This is a genomic window from Pseudonocardia halophobica, from assembly GCF_027922425.1.
Taxonomy (GTDB): domain Bacteria; phylum Actinomycetota; class Actinomycetes; order Mycobacteriales; family Pseudonocardiaceae; genus Pseudonocardia; species Pseudonocardia halophobica.
In genome coordinates this window covers 73487-93727 of sequence record NZ_BSFQ01000020.1, presented here as the reverse complement: position 1 = coordinate 93727, position 20241 = coordinate 73487, and the positions used below count along the sequence as shown (strand labels likewise).

The following is a 20241-nucleotide window of genomic DNA, read 5'->3' as shown; positions in this document are numbered from 1 at the left end:
AGAGGACACGGTACCCCCGTCCCGGTCCCCCCGACCACTCCCCGCACGGCAAGGACGACATGACGGATCCGCAACGGTTGCTGCTGGTCACCGGCAGTATGGGCGCGGGCCACCACGCGGCGGCGCGCGCCGTCGAGGAGCGCGCCCGGCGGCTGTGGCCGGGCGTCGAGGTGACCTGGACCGAGACCCTCGACGGCATGGGCCGGCGCGCCGGGCCGGTGTTCCGGGCGGTCTACGCCGGCTGCATCCGGTACCTGCCCCGGGTGTACGAGCTGTACTTCCGGCTGCTCTGGCACGTGCCCTTCTTCCGGGCCGGCACCCGCGCCGTGATCGGGCGATGGAGCGGCCGCGGCCTGGAACCGGCGCTCCGGGAGCACCGGCCCGACCTGGTCGTGGCCACCTTCCCGGAGGGCATCACCGGGCTGGCGTGGCTGCGCCGCCGGGGCCGGCTGCCCGTCCCCGCCGTCGCCCTGGTCAACGACCCCGCCCCGCACCCGCTGTGGGCCTCCCCGGCGCTGGACCTGCACCTGGTCAGCACGGAGGAGGGCGCTGCGCTGCTCCGCAGGGCCGCGCCCGGCGCGCCGGTCCGGGTGGCGGCGCTGCCCGTGGTCTCCGCCTTCGCCCCGCCGGAGGAGGCACCGCGGGAGCGGCCCCAGGTCCTTGTCTCCTGCGGCTCGCTGGCCTTCGGCGACGTGGCCGCGGTCTGCGCCGGCGCGCTCGACGCCGGCGCGGACGTCGTCGTCACGGCGGGCCGGCTGCCCGCGCTGCGCCGCCGGCTGCAGCGGCTGGCCGGCACCCACCCGGACGGGGCGCGCCTGACCGTCGTCGACTGGATCGACGACCCCGCGACCGCCACCCGTGAGTCCGACATGGTGATCACCAACGGCGGGGGCGCCACCGCGCTCGAGGCCCTGGCCTGCGCCCGCCCGCTGCTGCTCGCCGACCCGATCCCCGGGCACGGCCGGGCCAACGCCGAGGTGCTGGCCGCCGCGGGGCTCGCCCGGATCTGCCGCGGGCGGACGGGCGTGGCGGAGGCGGTCGCCGAGCTCCGCGACCCCGGTGCCCGGGCGGTCGTCGTCAAGGACCTGCGGCGCCGGCTCGAGGCGCAGGACCTGGACCGGGACGTCGCGGCACTCGCCGGCCTCGGTGCGGTGGACCCGGTGCCGCCCGTCGAGGAGCGGTTGCGCCCGCAGGACGCCCTGTTCGTGCACGCCGCCACCCCGGAGGTTCCGCAGCAGGTCGGGGCCCGGATCACGGTCGAGGGCGCCCCCGCGGAGGGCTGGGTGGCGCACCTCGACGGCCTGGTCCGCGCGCGGGCGCCGCACCTCGACCTGCTGACCCGGGGGCTGGCCCCGCCGCGCCCGGACCGACCGCTGCGCTGGCGGCACGATCCCGCCCCGGACCCGCTGGCCCACGTCCGGCGCGAGGTGTGGCGGATCGGGCCGGAGGGCGACCACCCGAGCTGGGACGCGGCCGTCACGGCGTTCTTCGCCGACGCGCTCGACCCGGGTCTGGGCTGGGAGCTGCAGGCCGCCTGCGCGGACACCGGTGAGGCCGCCGTGCTGGCCCGGGTGCACCACGCCCTCGGCGACGGGCTGGCGGTCACCGACGGGCTGATCCGCCTGCTCACCGACGAGAACGCCGGGACCCCGGCCGCCCGGATGGCGGCCGCCACCGACGGCGGGCGGGGCGAGCGGCTCCGGCACGCGCTCACCGTCGTCCGGGGCATCGCCAGTCTCGCCGCCGCGGGGCCGGCCGGCAGGTCCCCGCTGGTCGGGCGCTCGGGACCCGGGCCGCGGCGGATCGCGGTCGACCTCGACGGGTCCGCCGTCCGGCGCGCGGCCCGCGCCCACGGCGTCGGCACCACGGTGCTGGTCCTGGCCGCCCTCGCGCAGACGCTGCACGAGGAGTTCGACGCCCCGCCGCGGGTCCGCACCATGGTGCCGATGACGACCCGGACCCGGGCGGGCGTGGGCAGCCGAGCCGGCGGGAATCGGACGGCCGCGGTGTCGGTGGATCTGCCGACCGGGCCGATGGCCCCGGCCGAGCGGATCGCCCGCATGGACCGCGCGCTGGCCGCGGGCTCGTCGGCCGGGCAGCCGGAGGGCGCGGCAGCGGTGCTGGCGGCGCTCGGTCTGCTGCCGGGCCGGGTGCAGGCCCCGCTGGTCCGGTTCGTGTACGGCCGGCGGTTCTTCCACCTGCTGGCCTCGGTCATGCCGGGTGCCCGCCGGCCGCTGCACGTGCGCGGCGGGTTGATCACGACGGTCCAGCCGGTGCTGCCGCTCGCCGACGGCGTCGGTCTCGCGGTCGGGGCGTTGCACTGGGGCCGGTACACGTGCGTGGGGATCACCGCGGACCCCGCCGTACTTCCCGTGATCGAGGGAATACCCGCTGGCCTGAGGCGGTCGTTGGGGAGTATGCAGCTACCCGTACACCCGTACTGATCGAACGGTTCGGGACGCGCACCGGGGGGTGGGTATGGACGGCGACATGGTGATCGCGGTCCCTGCCGCCGTGCTCGGGGCCGCGGGGTTCGGGCTCGCCACCGCGGCCCAGCAGCGCGCCACGCACGAGGTGGAGACCGCGCCGACGCTGAGCCCGCGGCTGATCACCACGCTGCTCCGCCGGCCGATGTGGCTGCTGGGGCTGGTGGCGACGATCGTCGCCCTGTTGCTGCAGCTCATCGCGCTGGCGTACGGGGCGATCGCGGTCGTCCAGCCGCTGCTGGTCACCGGCGTGGTGTTCGCGGCGGCGTTCTCGTCGCTGATGTCCCGCCGCCGGCCGGACCCGCTGATCCTGCTGGGCGCGCTGCTCTGCGCCGCCGGGATCGCCGCGTTCCTGCTGCTCGCGCGACCGGTGCCGTCGGACCAGGAGCACGTCGACGTCTGGGGCGGGCTGCCGCTCGCCATCGCGCTGGCCGCGGCGGTGGTCGGGGCGATCGCGTACTCGTCGCTGGTGCGGCACCCCACCCGCGTGCTCGCGCTCGCCCTGGCGACGGGGATCATGTACGGCGTCACGGCCGGGCTGATGAAGGTCGTCACGGGGCAGCTGCGGGTCGGGCTGCTGGAGCCGTTCCAGCACGTCACGCTGTACGCGGTGTGCGTGATCGGGCCGATCGGCTTCCTGCTGAGCCAGAACACGTTCCAGCAGGGGCGGATGGTGTCGCCGGCCGTCGCCGTGATCACCAGCGTCGACCCGGTGGTCGCGGTGCTGATCGGGGTATGGTGGCTCGGCGAGCGCCTCGACGCCACGCCGGCGCTCCTCGCGGGCCAGTGCATCGCCGCGGTCGTGGTGATCGCCGGGATCGCCTTCATCACCCTGCGCGGCAGCCACCTGCTCCACGAGCTCGACGCCCAGCACGCGGCGGCCGGGAGGGCCGGGCCGGACGTGGCCCCCGGATGAGCCGCATCGTGGAACCATACTGTCGAATTTCTCGCGTCGTATTCGCATCATGGAACCATAATGCGATTTCTCGGCCGTTCTACGGGAGTTGTGGATCCATAGTGCGGAGCGCGTGATGAGGGTGGAGGGCCGGGTCGCGCTGGTCACGGGGGCGTCGTCGGGGATCGGGGCCGCTGTCGCCCAGCGGCTGGCGGGCGACGGCGCACGGCTGGTGGTGACCGGGCGGGACCCGGAGCGGCTGCAGCAGGTCGCCGAGCGGACCGGCGCCAAGGCCGTCGTCGCCGACCTCGCCGCGGGCGTCGACACCCTGCTCGACGCGCTGCCCGCCCGGCCCGCGCTCGTCGTCCACTGCGCGGGGGTCGGGGCGGCCGGGCCGCTCGAGGACCTCTCCCCCGCCCGGGTCGACGAGCTGATCGACCTCAACCTGCGGGCGCCGGTCCAGCTGACCCGGGCGCTGCTGCCCGGCCTGCGGGAGGAGCGCGGTCACCTGGTGTTCGTCGCCTCCATCGCGGCCCTCGGAGTGGCCGGCGAGGCCGTGTACTCGGCCACGAAGGCGGGGCTGCGGGGGTTCGCCGACGCGGTGCGGATCGAGGCGCCCGAGGTCGGCGTCACGACGGTGCTGCCCGGGGCGGTGGACACGCCCTACTTCGGGCGGCGGGGCCGGGAGTACGACCGGCGCTTCCCGCGGCCGATCCGTGCCGACCGGGTGGCCGAGGAGATCGCCCGCGGGATCCGGCGGGGGTCCGTCGAGGTCGTCACGCCGCGGTGGCTGGCGCTGGGCGCGAAGGTGCACGGCGCCGCCCCGGCCCTGTTCGCCCGGGCCTCGCGCCGCTTCGGCTGACGCCCTGGTCGCATGATGGAACCATCATGCGACCAGAGCGCGTTCGAAACCGCACTATGGTTCCATACTGCGATTCCACGCGTCCGGAACCTCAGTATGGTTCCACGATGCGAGTCAAAGCGTGGCGCGCAGGTGCTCGGCGATGTCCGCGATCCGGCCGAGCACGCCGTTCAGGAAGCGCGGCGAGTCGTCCGTCGACAGGGTCCGGGCGAGCTCGACGGCCTCGGTGATCGCCACCGGGTCGTCGATCTCGTCCACCCAGAGCAGCTCGTAGACGCCGATCCGCAGCAGCGTGCGGTCGACGGCCGGCATCCGGGCGACCGTCCAGCCCTCGGCGTGCTCGGCGAGGAGCTGGTCGATCCGCTCCCGGTTCTCCACCACGCCGCGCACCAGCAGCGCGGCGTAGTCCGAGACGGGCGGGGCGTCGTCCGTCTCGCGGCGCTGGGTCAGCACCTCGAGGGGGTCGGCGCCGCGCGCCTCCGACTCGAAGAGGATGTCGAGGGCGCGCTTGCGGGCCTTGGTCCTGGCCCGCACGTCAGCTGCTGACGCGGCCGAGGTACCGGCCGTCGCGGGTGTCGACCTTCACCTTGGTGCCGGTCTCGAGGAACAGCGGGACCTGGATCTCGGCGCCGGTCTCCAGCGTGGCCGGCTTGGTGCCGCCGGTGGAGCGGTCGCCCTGCAGGCCCGGGTCGGTGTGCGAGATGACCAGCTCGACCGAGGTGGGCAGCTCGACGAACAGCGGCGCGTCCTCGTGGAAGCTGATCTGCGCGACCTGGTTCTCGAGCAGGTAGTTCGCGGCGTCGCCGACCACGTTCTCCGGGATGGGGAGCTGGTCGTAGGTGTCGCCGTCCATGAAGACGAAGTCCGCGCCGTCCCGGTACAGGTAGGTCATGTCGCGGCGGTCGACCGTCGCGGTCTCGACCTTGGTGCCGGCGTTGAACGTCTTGTCGACGACCTTGCCGGTCATCACGTTCTTCAGCGTGGTGCGCACGAAGGCGCCGCCCTTGCCGGGCTTGACGTGCTGGAACGCCTGGACCGACCACAGCTGGCCCTCCAGGTTGAGCACCAAGCCGTTCTTCAGGTCGTTCGTGGTGGCCACGTGCGGGTCTCTCCTGGTTCGTCGGTACTGCAGAGCGGTACTGCAGGGTCGTACTCGGCGGGGCGCGCGTGTGCCGACCGTGACGACGGATGACGAACCGGTACGACCGCACGCGGCGGATGTCGCTCTCGGCGGCGGCGCCCGGACTCCCGCCCGGGACGGACCCCGCCGAACCGCCGTCGAGGATACCGCCGCGTGCCGGAGCACGAGCGTGACCCCGGCGGGCGTCCCTCGTCAGGCGACCTCGACGAGGTCCTTCGTGAACCCGGTGAGGGTCTCGGCCGGCCCGGCCCCCGGCACGACCAGGGTGTCCTCGATGCGGACCCCGCCCCGCCCGGCGAGGTAGACCCCGGGCTCCACGGTGACGACCATGCCGGCCTCCAGCACGTCCTTCGAGGCGGCGGACAGCGCCGGGGCCTCGTGGATCTGCAGCCCGACGCCGTGGCCCAGACCGTGCAGGAACTCCGGGCCCCGCCCCGCCGCGGTGATCGGCTCGCGGGACGCCGCGTCGACGTCCGCGGCGGGCACTCCGGCCTCCACGGCCGCGCAGCCGGCCGCCTGCGCCCCGTGGACCAGGGCGTACAGCTCGCGCTGCCAGTCCGCGGCCCGGCCGAGCACCAGCGTGCGGGTCATGTCCGAGTGGTAGCCGCCGACCAGGGCGCCGAAGTCCAGCTTGAGGAGGTCGCCGGGACGCAGCGGCGCGTCGGACGGGCTGTGGTGCGGGATCGCGGAGTTCGGGCCCGCGGCGACGATCGCGTCGAACGCCGGCCCGTCCGCCCCGAGCGCGCGCATCCGGAACTCCAGGTCCAGGGCGATCTCCCGCTCGGTCCGGCCCGCCCGGACCCCGCCCGCGTCGAGCAGGTCGGTGAGCGCGTTGTCGGCGATGGCGCAGGCCCGCCGGATCGCCTCGATCTCGGTGTCGTCCTTGATCATCCGCAGCTGCGCGACGAGCCCAGGCGCCCGCTCGAGCGTCGCACCCTCCGCGGCGGCGGACAGGGCCGCGTGCGCGTCGACGGTCACGGCGTCGGACTCGAAGCCCAGCCGCCGGATCCCGAGCGCCGACGCCCGCGCGGCCAGTGCCAGCGCCGTCGCCCGCTCGATCAGCGGCGGCACGTCCGGCACCTCGGCGGCGGCCTGGATCGTGTAGCGGCCGTCCGTGCCGAACCGGCTGCCGGCGTCGTCCGTCGCGGCGAGCAGCAGGGCGCCGTTGGAGCCGGTGAACCCGGTCAGGTAGCGGACGTTGACGAGGTCGGTGACCAGCAGCCCGTCGAGCCCCGCGGCGCGCACCCGCACGCGGAGGGCCTCGCGGCGCGCGGCCTGCGGACGGGGGCTTCGGGTGCTGGTCGGGGCGGCACCGGTCATGGGTCTCAGCCTAGGCTTGGCCGCATGAGTGGGTCGGGGCTGTACTTCAGGCAGCTGCTGTCCGGACAGGACTTCGCGGTCGGCGACCGGGTCGCCACCCAGATGGTCAACTTCGCCTACCTCATCGGGGACGAGGAGTCCCGCGAGGCCGTCGTCGTCGACCCGGCCTACGCCCCGGACGACCTGCTCGACGTGCTCGAGGCCGACCGCATGCGGCTCACCGGCGTGCTCGCCACGCACCACCACCCCGATCACGTCGGCGGGACGATGATGGGCTTCGACCTCGCCGGACTCACCGGGCTGCTCGGCCGCACGCCGGTCCCGGTGCACGTGCAGAAGGCCGAGGCCGAGTGGGTCACCAAGGTCACCGGGCTCTCCGTCGCCGACCTCACCCTGCACGAGAACGACGACGTGGTGCAGGTCGGCGACATCCCCATCCGGCTGCTGCACACCCCCGGCCACACACCCGGCAGCCAGTGCTTCCTGGTCGACGGGCGGCTGGTCGCCGGCGACACCCTGTTCCTGCAGGGCTGCGGCCGCACGGACTTCCCGGGCGGCGACGTCGAGGCGATGTACCGCAGCATCCAGCGCCTCGGCTCCCTCGCGGGCAACCCGGTCGTCTACCCGGGGCACCGCTACTCCGAGGAGCCGCACTCCCCGCTGCTCGACGTCCGCCGCGCCAACGTCGTGTTCCGCCCACGGTCGGCGGAGGAGTTCGTGCTGGCCTTCGGCTGAGGGTCACCAGGCGGCTAGAGGCTCGCGAGGTAGCGCAGGGCCAGGACGTAGCCCTGCACGCCGAGGCCGACGATGGTGCCGGTCGCCACGGGGCTGACGTAGCTGTGGTGCCGGAACTCCTCGCGCGTGTGCACGTTGCTGATGTGCACCTCGATCAGGCCGCCGGTCAGCATCGCGCAGGCGTCCCGCACCGCCACGCTGGTGTGCGTCCAGGCGGCGGGGTTGAGCACGACCGGGGTGCCGGCGTCGGCGGCCTCGTGCAGCCAGCCGATCAGCTCGCCCTCGGTGTTGGTCTGCCGGACCTCGACCTCCAGCCCCAGCTCGGTGCCGGTCTTCTCGCACAGCGCGACCAGGTCGGCGTAGGTCGTGTGGCCGTAGATGCCGGGCTCGCGCAGGCCGAGCCGGTTGAGGTTGGGGCCGTTGAGCACCAGCACGCGCGTCATGCGCTCACCGTCGCATAGGCCTGCTCGAGCAGCTCCGGCGCGGGGCCCTCGAGCCGGCCCGGCTTCGCGAGGCCGTCGAGCACCACGAACCTCAGCATCCCGGCCCGGGACTTCTTGTCGCCCTTCATGGTCTCGATCAGCTCCGGCAGTACCCCGGCCTCGTACGTCGTGGGGAGGCCGATCGAGGTGAGGATCGCGCGGTGCCGGTCGGTGGTCGCGTCGTCGAGGCGTCCGGCGGCCCGGGCGAGCTCCGCGGCGAACACCAGCCCGACGCTCACCGCCGCCCCGTGCCGCCAGGTGTAGTCCTCGCGGCGCTCGATGGCGTGCCCCAGCGTGTGGCCGTAGTTGAGGATCTCCCGCAGGTGGGACTCGCGCAGGTCCGCGCCCACGACGTCGGCCTTCACCTGGATCGACCGGCGGACCAGCTCCGGCAGCACCTCGCCGGCCGGGTCGAGCGCGGCCTTCGGGTCCCGCTCGACGAGGTCGAGGATCACCGGGTCCGCGATGAAGCCGGCCTTGATCACCTCGGCCATGCCCGCCACCAGCTCCGGCTCGGGCAGCGACTCCAGCGTCGCCAGGTCCACGAGCACGGCGGAGGGCTCGTAGAAGGCGCCGACCAGGTTCTTCCCGGCCGCTGTGTTGATGCCGGTCTTGCCGCCGACGGCCGCGTCGACCATCGCGAGCAGGGTGGTCGGCACGTGCACGACCTTCACCCCGCGCATCCAGGTCGCGGCCACGAAGCCGGCCAGGTCGGTCGCCGCTCCCCCGCCGAACCCGATCACGACGTCCTGGCGGGTCAGCCCGATCTGCCCGCAGACCTCCCAGCAGAACCCGGCGACGGCGAGCGCCTTGCCCTCCTCGGCGTCGGGCACCTCGACACGGTGGGCGTCGACACCGGCGTCCTCCAGCTCCTGCCGCACGGCCTCCGCCGCCTCCGCCAGCGCGGGCTGGTGCACCAGCAGCGCGGTCCGCGACCCCAGGTCCCGCACGACGCCGGGCAGCCCGGCCCGCACCCCGCGCCCGACGATCACGTCGTAGGGGCGCTCCGCGGCGACGCGGATGGTGGTCGGCGGGTCCGCCTGTGCCGCGGACATGGCTGCGGTCGGGCTCGTCTCCGAGGGGCCGGGCTGGGTCATGGGACGACCCTAACCGCCCCCATATGCGCGACCTGCGGGCCCGTCGCGCCCGTCCTGCCCTCGCCCGGGTGATCGGGTGGCGGTCAGGAGCCGGGGCGGCCGAAGACGGGGTCCGGGAGCGGGGCGTCGTCGGACGGGGTGATCGCGTCGTCGGGGTCGCCCGGGCTCGGGGCCGGGGCGGGGCTCGCGGCGGCGTCGAGATCGAGGGCCGTGAGCACCGCGGCGGCGACCTGGTTCGCGCTGCGCTTGACCGTGTCGATCTCGACCGTGGCGACCTCCTGGTACAGCGGGGCGCGCGCCTCGAGCAGCGCGCGGAAGGTCGCCCGCGGGTTCACCCCGGCCAGCAGCGGACGCGCGGTCGACATGCCGGTGCGGCGGATGCCGTCGGCCAGCCCGACCTTGAGGTAGACGACCCGGTGCGCGGCCAGGAGTGCACGCGTCGACCCGGCCAGCACCGATCCCCCGCCGAGGGCGAGCACCCCGCAGTCCGTGCCCAGCAGCTCGGCCACGACCTCGCGCTCCACGGCGCGGAAGGCCTCCTCGCCCTGGGAGGTGAACATCTCCGCGATCGTGGTGCCGACGCGCGCCTCGATCTCGGTGTCGACGTCCGTGAACGGCACCTCCAGCCGGCGCCCGAGGACCCGCCCGACGGTGCTCTTGCCCGCCCCGGGGGGACCCACCAGCACCAGCACCGGCCTCGTCGCGTCGCTCACGGCGCGATCGTATCCGCCGTTCGCCCGGCGTCCACCGACCGCCCGCAGGCGCCCACACAGCCCGCGCCCAGTGCCCTGTTGTGAAGCGAATCGGCGAATTGGCCCCTTCGTCAGAAGGGGCCTCGGCTTCCGAGGCCGGTGGGTTCTCAGTGCGTGAAGCGGCGCGTCACGTCCTCCCGGTAGGACGCCGCGTTGCGCCGGGTCTCGGCCAGCGAGTCGCCGCCGAACTTCTCCAGCGCCGCCTCGGCCAGCACCAGCGCCACCATCGACTCGGCGACCACCCCGGCACGCGGGACGGCGCAGGCGTCGGACCGCTGGTGGATCGCGGTGGCCTCCTCGCCGGTGGTGGTGTCGATCGTGCGCAGCGCCCGCGGCACCGTCGAGATCGGCTTCATGGCCACCCGCACGCGGACGGGCTCGCCGTTGGTCATGCCGCCCTCGATGCCGCCCGCGCGGTTGGACAGCCGCTTCACCGGGTCGCCCGGGATCATCTCGTCGTGCGCGGCGGAGCCGCGGCGGTGCGCGGTGCGGAAGCCGTCGCCGATCTCCACGCCCTTCATCGCCTGGATGCCCATGAGCGCGGCGGCGAGCTTGGCGTCGAGCCGGCGGTCCGACTGGACGTAGGAGCCGACTCCGACCGGCATGCCGTAGGCCAGCACCTCGATGACCCCGCCCAGGGTGTCGCCGTCCTCGTGCGCCGCGTCGATCTCGGCCATCATCCGCTCGGCCGTGGCCTCGGAGAAGGCGCGGACCGGGCTGGCGTCGACGCGGTCGAGGTCGCCGGGCCCGGGCACCGGGTCGTCCTCGGGGGCGTCGACGGCGCCGATCGCGACGACGTGCGACACGACGTCGACCCCGAACGCCTGCTTGAGGAACGCCTTGGCGACCGTGCCGAGCACGACCTTCGCGGCGGTCTCGCGGGCGCTGGCGCGCTCGAGGACCGGGCGGGCCTCGTCGAAGCCGTACTTCGTCATGCCGGCGAGGTCGGCGTGGCCGGGGCGCGGCCGGGTGAGCGGGGCGTTGCGGGCCCGGTTCGCGATGAGCTCCGGGTCGACGGGATCGGCCGCCATGACCGTCTCCCACTTGGGCCACTCGGTGTTGCCGATCCGGACGGCCACCGGGCCGCCCTGGGTCACGCCGTGCCGGAGGCCGCCGATCACCTCGAGCTCGTCCGCCTCGAACGCCATCCGCGGGCTGCGGCCGTGGCCCAGCTTGCGGCGGCCGAGCTCGGCCTGCAGCTCCTTGGTCGTGATCTCGACACCGGCGACCATGCCCTCCAGCACGGCGACCAGCGCGGGACCGTGCGACTCCCCGGCGGTGATCCAACGCAGCACGCCGCGATTCTCTCACCCCCCGCCCATCGGCCCGACGGCACCGCTCGTGCCGCCCACCAGCGCCGCCACGAACACCACCAGCCACGCCGAGCCGAGCATCGGCGGGCCGAGCGGTAGCTCCGCCGGAGGCGCCGACCTCGACGCGCCCCTCCGCCACGTCGCCGCGCCTGATGCCCTGTCGGACCGGGGCGGTGCCGCCGGCGAGCCCTGCCCGTCGAACAGGGCACCGGCGCCACGAGCACGCGGAGCCGACCGCGCCACCACCCATCCGGCCATACCGACACCGACGACGGCCGTGAGCGCACAGCCGAGGAGCAGGGCCGGCCACGAGGCCGCGGCGGACAGGGCGCCCACCGGGGCCGCGAGCTTCACGTCGCCCAGGCCGAGCGACCGGGGCGACACCGCGTGGACCAGCAGGTACGCCCCGGCGAGGAGGGCGGCGCCCGCGGCGGCGCGCCCGACCGCCGCGAGACCCACCGGCACGGTGAGGAGCAGGGCGGCGGGCAGTGCGGGCAGGGTGAGCGCGTCGGGCAGGCGATGATGCCGCACGTCGACCACGCTCGCCACCACCGCGAGCCACCCGGCGCCGAGGAGCAGGGGCAGCCAGGCCCACGACAGCACCCCGGCCCCCGCCGTACCGACGACGCCCGCCCAGGGCACCCCGACCGCGACCTCCAGCCAGGGCGGCTGCACCCGCGTACCGCGGCGCATCCGCGCCAGCAGCACCCGGCCGGCCGCGCCGGCCAGCATCCCGAGCCCGAACCCCAGGAGCGCCCAGCCGACGACGGTCCCGCTGGGCAGCAGCCCGTTCGGCGTGATCCCGCTCGCCGCCAGCCCGGCACCCACCCCGGGCAGCGGCGGACCCGCACCCGAGAGCCCGCCGGGCACCAGCGCCTCCACCCTCACCACCACCGACACGACCATGCCGCCGATGCTCGCCCGATCTGCCGACGAGCGGTGGACCCACCGTGAAGCTGTGCACAGGCCCGCCGATCCGTGGACGAACCTCCGCGGAGCGAGCCAGGAGGGCCCCGTCCTGTCGCACCCACCTGGTAGTGCGCGTCACCCGCCTCGGCACCCGACCGGCCGGTGCAGCGCCGTTGCGGGCGGGGAAGGATCGTGGGGTGCCCGACCCCGCTCGTCCCGCCCCGCCCCTCGCACCCGCCGTCATCCGGGCGGAGATCGACCACGGCCGGGCGGAGCTGGTCGGCGATCCCGAGCGCCCGCTGGCTTGGACCCTGCTGGTCAACGGCACCGCCCAGTCCCACGTCGACCTGGCCGACCCCGAGCACCTGGAGTTCGAGTACGTCCGGCGCATCGGGCACGTGGTCGACACGATCGCACCGCCCACGACCCCGGTGCGTGCGGTCCACCTCGGCGGCGGTGCCTGGACGCTCCCCCGCTACGTCGCCGCGACCCGCCCGGGTTCGCCCCAGCTCGTCGTCGAGCTCGACGCGGCCCTGATCGACCTGGTCGCCGCTCGGCTGCCCGCCGACGACACCGGCATCGACGTGGTCAGCGGCGACGCCCGCGCGCTCCTCGCCACCCGCCCGGACGCCTCGGCCGAACTGCTTGTCCTCGACGTCTTCGCCGGCGCCCGGACCCCCGCCCACCTGACCTCGGCCGAGTTCGTCGCCGACGTGCGGCGGGTGCTCGCGCCGGACGGGGTCTACGTCGCGAACGTGGCCGACGGCGGCGCGCTCGAGTTCGCCCGCGGCCAGATCGCCACCGTGGGCGCGCAGTTCCCCGAGCTCGCGGTGATCGCCGCGCCGGACCTGCTGTCCGGCCGGCGCTTCGGCAACCTCGTGCTGGTCGCCGCCGACCGGCCGCTGCCGGTGGCCGACCTGACCCGGCGCGCCGCGGGCGACCCGTTCCGTGCGCGGGTGCTGGCCGGCCCGGCGGTCGCCACGCTGGCGAAGGGCGCCGCGGTGCGGCACGACCGCTCGACCACTCCCTCGCCGGTCCCGCCGCCGGGCTTCTTCGGGCAGTGAGGCCCGGCTAGAACGCCCCGTTCCGGATGGCCTCGCCGACGTTGGTCTGGTGCTCGGCCAGCGACGTCGCGAAGCAGGACGTGCCGTCCTTCTGGCACCGCACGAAGAAGGTCCACGGACCCGCCTCCGGGTCGAGCGCTGCGGCGATCGCGTCCTTGCCCGGCGCCGCGATCGGCGTCGGCGGCAGCCCCGTGTTCTGGTACGAGTTGTACGGCCCCGCCGTGCCCCGCGCCTCCGCCGTGGTCCGCAGGGCCTGCAGGTCCAGCGGGTAGTTGACCGTGGAGTCCAGCTCGAGCCGCTGGTTGATGTCGAGCCGGTTCGTGATCACCCGGGCGACCTTGCCCATGTCCGGGGTGATCGCCTCCTTCTCGGCCAGCGAGGCGAGCACCAGGAGCTGGTAGGTGGCGAGCCCGTCGTGGCTCGCGTCGGCGGTGAGCCCGCTCGACTCGAGCTGCGCGACCGACACCGCGAACAGGGACTTCCAGACGTCCGCGGCGGACGTGCCCGGCGCGACGTCGTACAGGCCCGGCACGATCAGGCCCTCGAACTTCCGGTTCGGCTCGGCCCGCGCGACGTCCTCGACCGCCCACTGGGGCACCCCGAGCGACGCCGGGTCGGCCGTGGCCATGACCTGCCGCAGCTCCGCCGGGCTCACGCAGCGCCGCTGGCCGTCGATCCGGCCGCAGCTGGCCTGCGAGATCAGGCTGATCACGCCGGGTGCGACGGTCCCGTCCGGCGAGCGGGTGTCGTCCAGCTGGGTGCCGCCGCGGATCTCCAGCCGCCCCACCCGCGACGACGGGTCGATCATCAGGGCGACCGCGGACTCGCCCGACATCTGCAGCCGCATCTGGTAGTAGCCGGGCTGGATCCCGAGGACCTTCTTCTCCTCGGCCGCGGCCTCGGTGAAGGCCTCCGGGCTGGCGACGACGCCGCGGCGGGCCAGCATCGTGCCGATCTGCCGGGTGGAGTCCCCGTCGAGGACCCGGACCACGGCGTCCCCCTGGCCGTCGCCGTCGAAGTCGTCCGTGAAGAAGGTGGAACCCACCAGGTACGCACCCCCGCCGAACACCACCCCGAGCAGGACCAGCGCGGCGAGCAGCACGAACAGGCCGCGCCGACGACGCTTGCGCGCGATCTCGCGCAGCTCCGCCCGCCGCGCCGCGAGCTCCTCGCGGCGGGTCAGGAAGGGACCGGTGGGTGGGGTCACGCCGCGCAGCCCGCCCGGTGGCGGATCCGACTGCTGCGGCGCGTCCCGTTCACAGCTCCGGAGGGTAACGGGTCCCCGCACCGGCCCGGCACGGAGCACGCCCGACCGGGCCGGACGGTCACCGTCGGGTGTCCAGGTACCCCTGCAGGATGGCGACGGCGGCGGCCTGGTCGATCACCGCGCGTTGCTTGCGCCCCTTGACCCGGCCCCGCAGCTGCTGGGTCGCGACGACGGTCGTGAGCCGCTCGTCGTGCAGCACGACGGGCACCGTGAGCACGGCCTCCAGCTCGGCCCGGAACGCCTGCGCGGCCTCGGCCGCCGGTCCCTCCCGGCCGGCGAGGGTGCGGGGCAGCCCGAGCACGACCTCGACGGCCAGGTGCTCCGCGACCAGCTCCGCCACGCGCCGGGCCGCGCCCTCGCGCGGCACGGTCTCGAGGGGGGTGGCGACCAGGCCGTCGGGATCGCACAGGGCGACCCCGACGCGCACCGATCCCACGTCGACGCCGAGCCGGCGCCCTCGCGGCTCGATCACCGTGGCGACCTCAACCGCGCCGAGCTGTGGACGGACACGGGATCAACCCCGGACCGCCTCGCGCAGCTTCCGGATGGCGGCCGCGACGCCCGACGGGTCCGTGCCGCCGCCCTGGGCGAGGTCCGGCTTGCCGCCGCCCCGCCCGCCGACGGCCGGCGCGAACGCCGGAATGAGCTTGCCGGCGGCCAGGCCCTTGTCCCGGGCCGCGGCGGTGGTGGCCACGACGAACGCGACCTTCTCCCCGTCCGTGGAGAACAGCGCCACGACACCCGGCTTCGACCCGAGCCGCCCGCGGACGTCCGACGCCAGGTTGCGCAGGTCGTTGCCCGCCAGCCCGGCCGGGGCCTCGACCGCCACCACGGACACCCCGCCCAGGTCCTCGGCCTGCTCGGCGAGGGTCCCGGCGGAGGCCAGCACGGCCTCGGCGCGGTGCTTCTCCAGGTCCCGCTCGGCGTCGCGCAGCCGCTCGACCAGCCCGTTGACCCGCTCCGGCAGGTCCTCCGGCTTGGCCTTGAGCTGCTCGGCCAGCTGGCTGACGAGGAGGTGCTCCTTGGACATGTGGTCGAACGCGTCGAGCCCCACGAGGGCCTCCACGCGCCGGATGCCCGAGCCGATCGAGCCCTCGGACAGCACCTTGATCAGGCCGATCTCGCCGGTCCGGCCGACGTGCGTGCCACCGCAGAGCTCGCGGGAGTAGTCGCCCATGTCGACCACGCGGACGCGGTCGCCGTACTTCTCGCCGAAGAGCATCATCGCGCCGAGCCGCTTGGCCTCGTCCATCGACGTCTCGTAGGCCTCGACCTCGCGGTTCTGCTGCAGCACCGCGTTGATCTCGCCCTCCACCTCGGCGAGCTGGGTGGGCGTGACGGCGCCGGACGGCGAGGTGAAGTCGAACCGCAGCCGCCCCGGGGCGTTGAGCGACCCGGCCTGCGCGGCGGAGGTGCCCAGCGCGCCGCGGACGCCCGCGTGCACCAGGTGCGTCCCGGTGTGGGCGCGGGAGATCGACGCCCGGCGGGCCACGTCGATCTCGGCGACGACCGGCGAGTCGACCGTGGCCGTGCCGTTGGTGACGACGCCGCGGTGCACCCGCAGGCCCGCGACCGGCGACTGCACGTCGTCCACCCGGATGGTGAACGAGTCCGACCGCAGCTCACCGGTGTCGGCCTGCTGGCCACCGGCCTCGGCGTAGAACGGCGTGCGGTTGAGGACGACCTCGACCGCCGAGCCCTCGGACGCGGCCGGCACCGGCTGCCCGTCGACCAGCAGTCCGACGATGGTGCCCTCGGCGGCCAGGTCGCGGTAGCCGAGGAACTCCGTGATGCCGTGGTTGTCCAGCACCGCGCGGTAGACCGAGGCGTCGCCGTGCCCGACCTTGCGGGAGGCGGCGTCGGCCTTGGCCCGGGTGCGCTGCTCCTGCATGAGCGCGGTGAACCGGTCCTGGTCGACTTCGAGCCCCTGCTCGGCGGCCATCTCCAGGGTGAGGTCGATCGGGAAGCCGTAGGTGTCGTGCAGCTGGAAGGCGCGGTCGCCGGGCAGCACCAGGCCGCCGGCCTTCTTCGTCTCCGCCACGGCGGTGTCGAAGATGCGCGAGCCCGCCGTCAGCGTGGAGAGGAAGGCCTCCTCCTCCGCCTCGACGACGGCCGCGATCCGCTCGAAGTTCGTGATCAGCTCGGGGTAGGTCGGCGCCATCTCGTCCCGCACCACCTCGGCGAAGGCGCGCAGCACCGGCTGGGTCACGCCGAGCAGCCGGGCCGAGCGCACGATCCGGCGCAGCAGCCGGCGCAGCACGTAGCCACGGCCCTCGTTCGACGGCGTGACGCCGTCGCCGATGATCATCACGCCGGAGCGGGCGTGGTCGGCGATGACCCGGAAGCGGGTGTCGTCCTCGGCGTTCGCCCCGTACTTGCGGCCCGACAGGGCCTCCGCCCGGGCGATCACCGGGCGGACCAGGTCGGTCTCGTAGACGTTGGCCACGCCCTGCAGCAGGTAGGCGACCCGCTCGACGCCCATGCCGGTGTCGATGTTCTTGCTGGGCAGGGTGCCGATCGGCGGGTGGCCGACCTTCGGGCTCAGCTCGCCGCGCTCGTCCTGCATGAAGACGAGGTTCCAGATCTCGAGGTACCGGTCCTCGTCGGCCTCCGGGCCGCCGTCGCGGCCGTACTCCGGGCCGCGGTCGTAGTAGATCTCCGAGCAGGGGCCGCCGGGACCGGGCACGCCCATGTCCCAGTAGTTGTCCTTGCCGCCGCGGCGCTGGATCCGCTCCTCGGGCAGCCCGGCGATCTCCTTCCAGAGCGCGATGGCCTCGTCGTCGTCCTGGTAGACGGTGACCCAGATGCGCTCGGGGTCGAACCCGAACCCGCCCGAGTCGCGGTCCCCGGTCACGAGGGTCCAGGCCAGCTCGATCGCCCCGGCCTTGAAGTAGTCGCCGAAGCTGAAGTTCCCGGCCATCTGGAAGAACGTGTTGTGCCGGGTGGTGCGGCCGACCTCGTCGATGTCGCCGGTGCGCACGCACTTCTGGATCGACGTGGCGCGCGGGTACGGCGCCGGGACGTCACCCAGGAAGTACGGCTTGAACTGCACCATGCCGGCGTTGACGAACAGCAGGTTGGGGTCGTCGAGGATCAGCGACGCGCTGGCCACCGGGGTGTGCCCGGCCTTGACGAAGTGCTCGGTGAAACGACGGACGATCTCGTGGGTCTGCACGGGGTGTCTCTCTCGCGGATAACGGGTGGGACGACGGCGCGGTGCGGCAGGGACCGCTCAGGCCCCTGCCCCGCGCGCTCGCCCCCGAGGGCGGGCCGGCTCGTCCTCGGCCACGGCCTCACTGTAGGACGGGACGTGTGCGCCCGTCCGCCGCTCGACCAGGTCGGTGAGCTCCTGCTCTCGGGTGGCCATCCCGGCACGCACCTCGGCACCGAAGGCGCCGAGGCCGGCCCCGAGCTCGCGCAGCCCCTCCGCCAGGTCGGCGCCGATGCCCTGCGGGGTGAGCCGCTGCCTGGTCTCGGTGAGCCTGCGCGTGACGTAGGCGCCGGCGGCCGCGCCGACGCCCATCCAGAACAGCCGCCTCACTTCTTCCTCCCCCGGCGACGGCCGCGGGAGTGGGCGCCGCCGTCGCGGCCGGCGCGACGGGCCTTGATGGCCTTGTTCAGGCCGTAGGAGAAGGCGGCGGCGCGCACCAGCGGTCCGCCCAGGGTCGCGGTGAACAGCGAGGTCAGCACCGACACGTTGCTGGTGACGGTCTTGGCGTTCGACGTGATCCCGTCGACCCGCTCGAGCTGGGTGTTCACGCTGTTCAGCGTGGTGTGCGCGTCGACCAGCAGCGGGGCGCTGCCCTCGTGGGCCTTGCGGATCGCGACGGTCGCCTCGTCGAGCGTCCGGCCGAGCTTCAACAGCGGGATCGCGAGCAGCACGACGAGCACCACGAACGCGATCGCCGCGATGAGCGCGGCGATCTGACCAGCCGACACGGACCCCTCCAGCGATCTTCGAATGACGACCGCCACGAGCGTGGAGATCGGCGGTCAGGCTACTCCCCCGGCCGCCGGTCCCCACGTCCGGATCACGCCCGGATCAGCCGGTGGTGTCGACCGCGCCCCCGTCCGTGTCGGCGTCGACGGCGGCCGCCACGGCCTCGGCGACCTCGCGGGGCAGGCCGCCGGTGACGAGCTGGCGCAGCCGCGCGAGCGCGCGGTGCTGGGTGACGCGGACGGCGCCGGGGGTGGAGCCGACGGTCTGCGCGGTCTCCTCGGCGCTGAGGCCGACGACCACCCGGAGGACGAGGACCTCGCGCTGCCGCTCGGTCAGCACGCCGAGCAGCCCGCCCAGGCGCTGGTTGAGCTCGGCGGTCAGCGCCAGGTGCTCCGGCCCGTCGAGCACCACGCCGGTGTCCGGGACGTCCGCGACCGGCTCGGAGCGGTTGCGGCCGATGGCCCGGAAGGTGTCGGTGACCTTGTGCGCGGCGATGCCGTACACGAAGGCACGGAAGGACAGGCCCTTGACGGTGTAGGTCGGCAGGGCGGCGAGCACGGCGACGCAGACGTCCTGCGCCACGTCCTCGGCCGAGCCGATGACCGTCTCCTGGCGGCCGAGCCGGGCGCGGCAGTACCGCAGCACGAGCGGGCGGATCTCCTCGAGGAGCCGCTCGCGGGCCCGCGGGTCGCCCTCGACGGCGGCGGCCACGTACTGCTCGAGGACCGAGGGTGCCGGGACCGACCGGGTCCGCCGCCCCGTCGTCCCCGGGACGACGGTGAGCCGCGGGACCTGGACCTCGGCGGGTGCCGGGCCGGGATCGGCGGTGAGTCCCTCCGGCTCGGCGAACGCGGCGCCGAACGGATCCGGGGGGTCGAAGGCTGCCGCGGCGGTCATCGGACCGGTTCCGAGGCAGGGCGGATCGAAGCGTGCATGGGTTCCCCTCCCCTGCGACGCACGAGGGTGTGCCCGACCCCGGGGCCGGACGGCGCCCCTCCGCGCCGTGCGGTAGTGAGCGGCCGGGGCCCGATGTGCCCGTCGGACCCTGGCCGCGTGCTCCGGACGGAGCGACCGTGCGACACCGCCCGGCCGCACGAGGCGACCCCCGACGGGCCGGTGCCCGTACCGTCCTCCCGGGCGATGATCGCGGGGCCGTGCCCTGCCCGACGAGACCGTTCGAGATTCAAGTACGTGGTCACCATCTTGGGTGATCCTCGAAATGGAGTCAAGCCCAACTCGGCGTGTTTCGGCTACCGTCCGTCGATATGACCACCGGCGGAAGCGGCCGTTCGAGCGATGCCCGGGCGCGGGCCGCGCGAACGAAGCGCGACCGCACCCGCCGCGCCCTGCTGGACGCCGCCGACGCCAACTTCGGCACCCGCGGGTGGAACCGCACGCGTATGGAGGACATCGCGGCCACCGCGGGGGTGAGCCCGGCGACCGCCTACAACCACTTCCCGAGCAAACACGCACTCATCGGCGCCGTCTACGGGCCACTGGTCCATAGTCTCGTGCAGCAGGCGGAGCAGGACCGCAGGGCCGGACGGCCGGTACTCGACGCACTGCGCGACCAGGTCAACGCCCTGACCAGGACGAGTTGGCGACACCGCGGTCTCACCGCCGCGTTCTGGTACGCCGTCCAGGACTACGTCTCGACCCGGGTCGGAGGGCCCCCGGACCCGGCCGACCTGGGCGATCCGCGCACCCTCGCCCCGGTCCCGGACGCGATCCTCGGCCTCCTGCAGGACGGGCAGGCCTCCGGGGAGCTGCGCCCGTACCCGCCGGCCCTGGAGATCAGCGGGTTGATCGTCAACACCCTCCTCATCCGCGCCGTGAACCGGCCCCACGAGCCTCCCGAGCAGACCGCCGAATTGTTACTCACCGTGCTCTTCGGGACACTCAAGCCGGAGCTGCTCTGCCACGCCCCGGAGGACGAGCGGCCGCTCGCGAGCGACCACTGAACGCTCTCACGGGACGG

General features: G+C 74.6%; 19 protein-coding genes and 1 pseudogene. 6 read left to right on the top strand and 14 right to left on the bottom strand.

Translation table 11 applies throughout. The features are described from left to right. Positions 1-59: 59 nt before the first annotated feature. The 3 genes from PKE99_RS22130 to PKE99_RS22120 all read left to right on the top strand — a co-directional run bounded on the left by PKE99_RS22130 (position 60) and on the right by PKE99_RS22120 (position 4243). On the top strand, positions 60-2444 hold the full coding sequence (locus tag PKE99_RS22130; RefSeq protein WP_051737241.1) for an MGDG synthase family glycosyltransferase: 2385 nt from the start codon (positions 60-62) through the stop codon (positions 2442-2444). Positions 2445-2490: 46 nt separating this feature from the next. Beyond that, a complete protein-coding gene (locus tag PKE99_RS22125; protein WP_231498163.1) occupies positions 2491-3402 on the top strand; it encodes a DMT family transporter in 912 nt (303 codons plus the stop codon). Positions 3403-3517: 115 nt separating this feature from the next. After that, on the top strand, positions 3518-4243 hold the full coding sequence (locus tag PKE99_RS22120) for an SDR family NAD(P)-dependent oxidoreductase (protein ID WP_037044389.1): 726 nt from the start codon (positions 3518-3520) through the stop codon (positions 4241-4243). 114 nt (positions 4244-4357) lie between these two features. Here PKE99_RS22120 and nusB read toward each other — a convergent pair whose 3' ends face one another. The 3 genes from nusB to PKE99_RS22105 form a co-directional block, all read right to left on the bottom strand. After that, entirely contained in the window at positions 4358-4777 is a 420-nt protein-coding gene (gene nusB, locus PKE99_RS22115) for a transcription antitermination factor NusB (RefSeq protein WP_037044388.1), read from the bottom strand. A 1-nt stretch (position 4778) separates the two neighbouring features. Beyond that, the gene (gene efp / locus PKE99_RS22110; RefSeq protein ID WP_037044386.1) at positions 4779-5342 is read right to left on the bottom strand and encodes an elongation factor P; all 564 of its coding nucleotides are present in this window, start codon (positions 5340-5342) and stop codon (positions 4779-4781) included. Between the two features lie 234 nt (positions 5343-5576). Further along, entirely contained in the window at positions 5577-6704 is a 1128-nt protein-coding gene (locus PKE99_RS22105; protein WP_051737240.1) for a M24 family metallopeptidase, read from the bottom strand. A gap of 24 nt (positions 6705-6728) precedes the next feature. On the opposite strand from PKE99_RS22105, the gene PKE99_RS22100 reads away from it, so the two are divergent. Beyond that, positions 6729-7439, top strand: a complete 711-nt coding sequence (locus tag PKE99_RS22100; protein ID WP_037044385.1) for an MBL fold metallo-hydrolase — start codon at positions 6729-6731, stop codon at positions 7437-7439. Between the two features lie 14 nt (positions 7440-7453). On the opposite strand, the gene aroQ is transcribed toward PKE99_RS22100, so the two are convergent. The 5 genes from aroQ to PKE99_RS22075 form a co-directional block, all read right to left on the bottom strand. Continuing rightward, on the bottom strand, positions 7454-7882 hold the full coding sequence (aroQ, locus tag PKE99_RS22095) for a type II 3-dehydroquinate dehydratase (RefSeq protein ID WP_037044384.1): 429 nt from the start codon (positions 7880-7882) through the stop codon (positions 7454-7456). Then, positions 7879-8976 (bottom strand): 3-dehydroquinate synthase, encoded by a 1098-nt coding sequence (aroB, locus tag PKE99_RS22090; RefSeq protein ID WP_037044381.1) that lies wholly within the window; start codon positions 8974-8976, stop codon positions 7879-7881. The genes aroQ and aroB overlap by 4 nt, the downstream gene beginning before the upstream one ends. Before the next feature lie 125 nt (positions 8977-9101). Then, positions 9102-9731 carry a shikimate kinase gene (locus PKE99_RS22085; protein WP_063739724.1) on the bottom strand — a complete coding sequence of 210 codons (630 nt, stop codon included), beginning with the start codon at positions 9729-9731 and terminating at the stop codon, positions 9102-9104. 146 nt (positions 9732-9877) lie between these two features. Continuing rightward, positions 9878-11065, bottom strand: coding sequence for a chorismate synthase (gene aroC / locus PKE99_RS22080; RefSeq protein WP_037044379.1), 1188 nt, complete (start codon positions 11063-11065; stop codon positions 9878-9880). 12 nt (positions 11066-11077) lie between these two features. Beyond that, positions 11078-11989, bottom strand: coding sequence for a prepilin peptidase (locus PKE99_RS22075; protein WP_051737239.1), 912 nt, complete (start codon positions 11987-11989; stop codon positions 11078-11080). Positions 11990-12189: 200 nt separating this feature from the next. On the opposite strand from PKE99_RS22075, the gene PKE99_RS22070 reads away from it, so the two are divergent. After that, positions 12190-13056, top strand: a complete 867-nt coding sequence (locus PKE99_RS22070) for a spermidine synthase (protein ID WP_037044376.1) — start codon at positions 12190-12192, stop codon at positions 13054-13056. A gap of 7 nt (positions 13057-13063) precedes the next feature. On the opposite strand, the gene PKE99_RS22065 is transcribed toward PKE99_RS22070, so the two are convergent. The 6 genes and pseudogenes from PKE99_RS22065 to shbA all read right to left on the bottom strand — a co-directional run. Continuing rightward, positions 13064-14263: an endolytic transglycosylase MltG gene (locus PKE99_RS22065; RefSeq protein ID WP_231498162.1), complete on the bottom strand. Its 1200-nt coding sequence runs from the start codon at positions 14261-14263 to the stop codon at positions 13064-13066. A 118-nt stretch (positions 14264-14381) separates the two neighbouring features. Next, positions 14382-14795: a Holliday junction resolvase RuvX gene (gene ruvX, locus PKE99_RS22060; RefSeq protein ID WP_037044373.1), complete on the bottom strand. Its 414-nt coding sequence runs from the start codon at positions 14793-14795 to the stop codon at positions 14382-14384. 42 nt (positions 14796-14837) lie between these two features. Then, entirely contained in the window at positions 14838-17498 is a 2661-nt protein-coding gene (gene alaS / locus PKE99_RS22055; RefSeq protein ID WP_037044372.1) for an alanine--tRNA ligase, read from the bottom strand. A gap of 57 nt (positions 17499-17555) precedes the next feature. After that, a complete protein-coding gene (locus PKE99_RS22050) occupies positions 17556-17864 on the bottom strand; it encodes a hypothetical protein (RefSeq protein ID WP_037044370.1) in 309 nt (102 codons plus the stop codon). After that, positions 17861-18262 carry a DUF948 domain-containing protein gene (locus tag PKE99_RS22045; RefSeq protein WP_037044369.1) on the bottom strand — a complete coding sequence of 134 codons (402 nt, stop codon included), beginning with the start codon at positions 18260-18262 and terminating at the stop codon, positions 17861-17863. Before PKE99_RS22045 ends, PKE99_RS22050 begins: the two co-directional genes overlap by 4 nt. A 199-nt stretch (positions 18263-18461) precedes the next feature. Beyond that, positions 18462-19160: pseudogene (gene shbA / locus PKE99_RS22040) on the bottom strand (RNA polymerase sigma factor ShbA); the annotation flags it as partial. Between the two features lie 368 nt (positions 19161-19528). On the opposite strand from shbA, the gene PKE99_RS22035 reads away from it, so the two are divergent. Next, positions 19529-20224: a TetR/AcrR family transcriptional regulator gene (locus PKE99_RS22035; RefSeq protein WP_037044362.1), complete on the top strand. Its 696-nt coding sequence runs from the start codon at positions 19529-19531 to the stop codon at positions 20222-20224. Positions 20225-20241 lie beyond the last annotated feature (17 nt).

Excerpts from the sequence above, each read along its gene's own strand:
- PKE99_RS22130 (WP_051737241.1), top strand. The coding sequence starts at position 60 with ATGACGGATCCGCAACGGTTGCTGCTGGTCACCGGCAGTATGGGCGCG.
- PKE99_RS22125 (WP_231498163.1), top strand. The coding sequence starts at position 2,491 with ATGGTGATCGCGGTCCCTGCCGCCGTGCTCGGGGCCGCGGGGTTCGGG.
- PKE99_RS22120 (WP_037044389.1), top strand. The coding sequence starts at position 3,518 with ATGAGGGTGGAGGGCCGGGTCGCGCTGGTCACGGGGGCGTCGTCGGGG.
- PKE99_RS22105 (WP_051737240.1), bottom strand. The coding sequence starts at position 6,704 with ATGACCGGTGCCGCCCCGACCAGCACCCGAAGCCCCCGTCCGCAGGCC.
- PKE99_RS22100 (WP_037044385.1), top strand. The coding sequence starts at position 6,729 with ATGAGTGGGTCGGGGCTGTACTTCAGGCAGCTGCTGTCCGGACAGGAC.
- aroQ (WP_037044384.1), bottom strand. The coding sequence starts at position 7,882 with ATGACGCGCGTGCTGGTGCTCAACGGCCCCAACCTCAACCGGCTCGGC.
- aroB (WP_037044381.1), bottom strand. The coding sequence starts at position 8,976 with ATGTCCGCGGCACAGGCGGACCCGCCGACCACCATCCGCGTCGCCGCG.
- PKE99_RS22075 (WP_051737239.1), bottom strand. The coding sequence starts at position 11,989 with ATGGTCGTGTCGGTGGTGGTGAGGGTGGAGGCGCTGGTGCCCGGCGGG.
- PKE99_RS22035 (WP_037044362.1), top strand. The coding sequence starts at position 19,529 with ATGACCACCGGCGGAAGCGGCCGTTCGAGCGATGCCCGGGCGCGGGCC.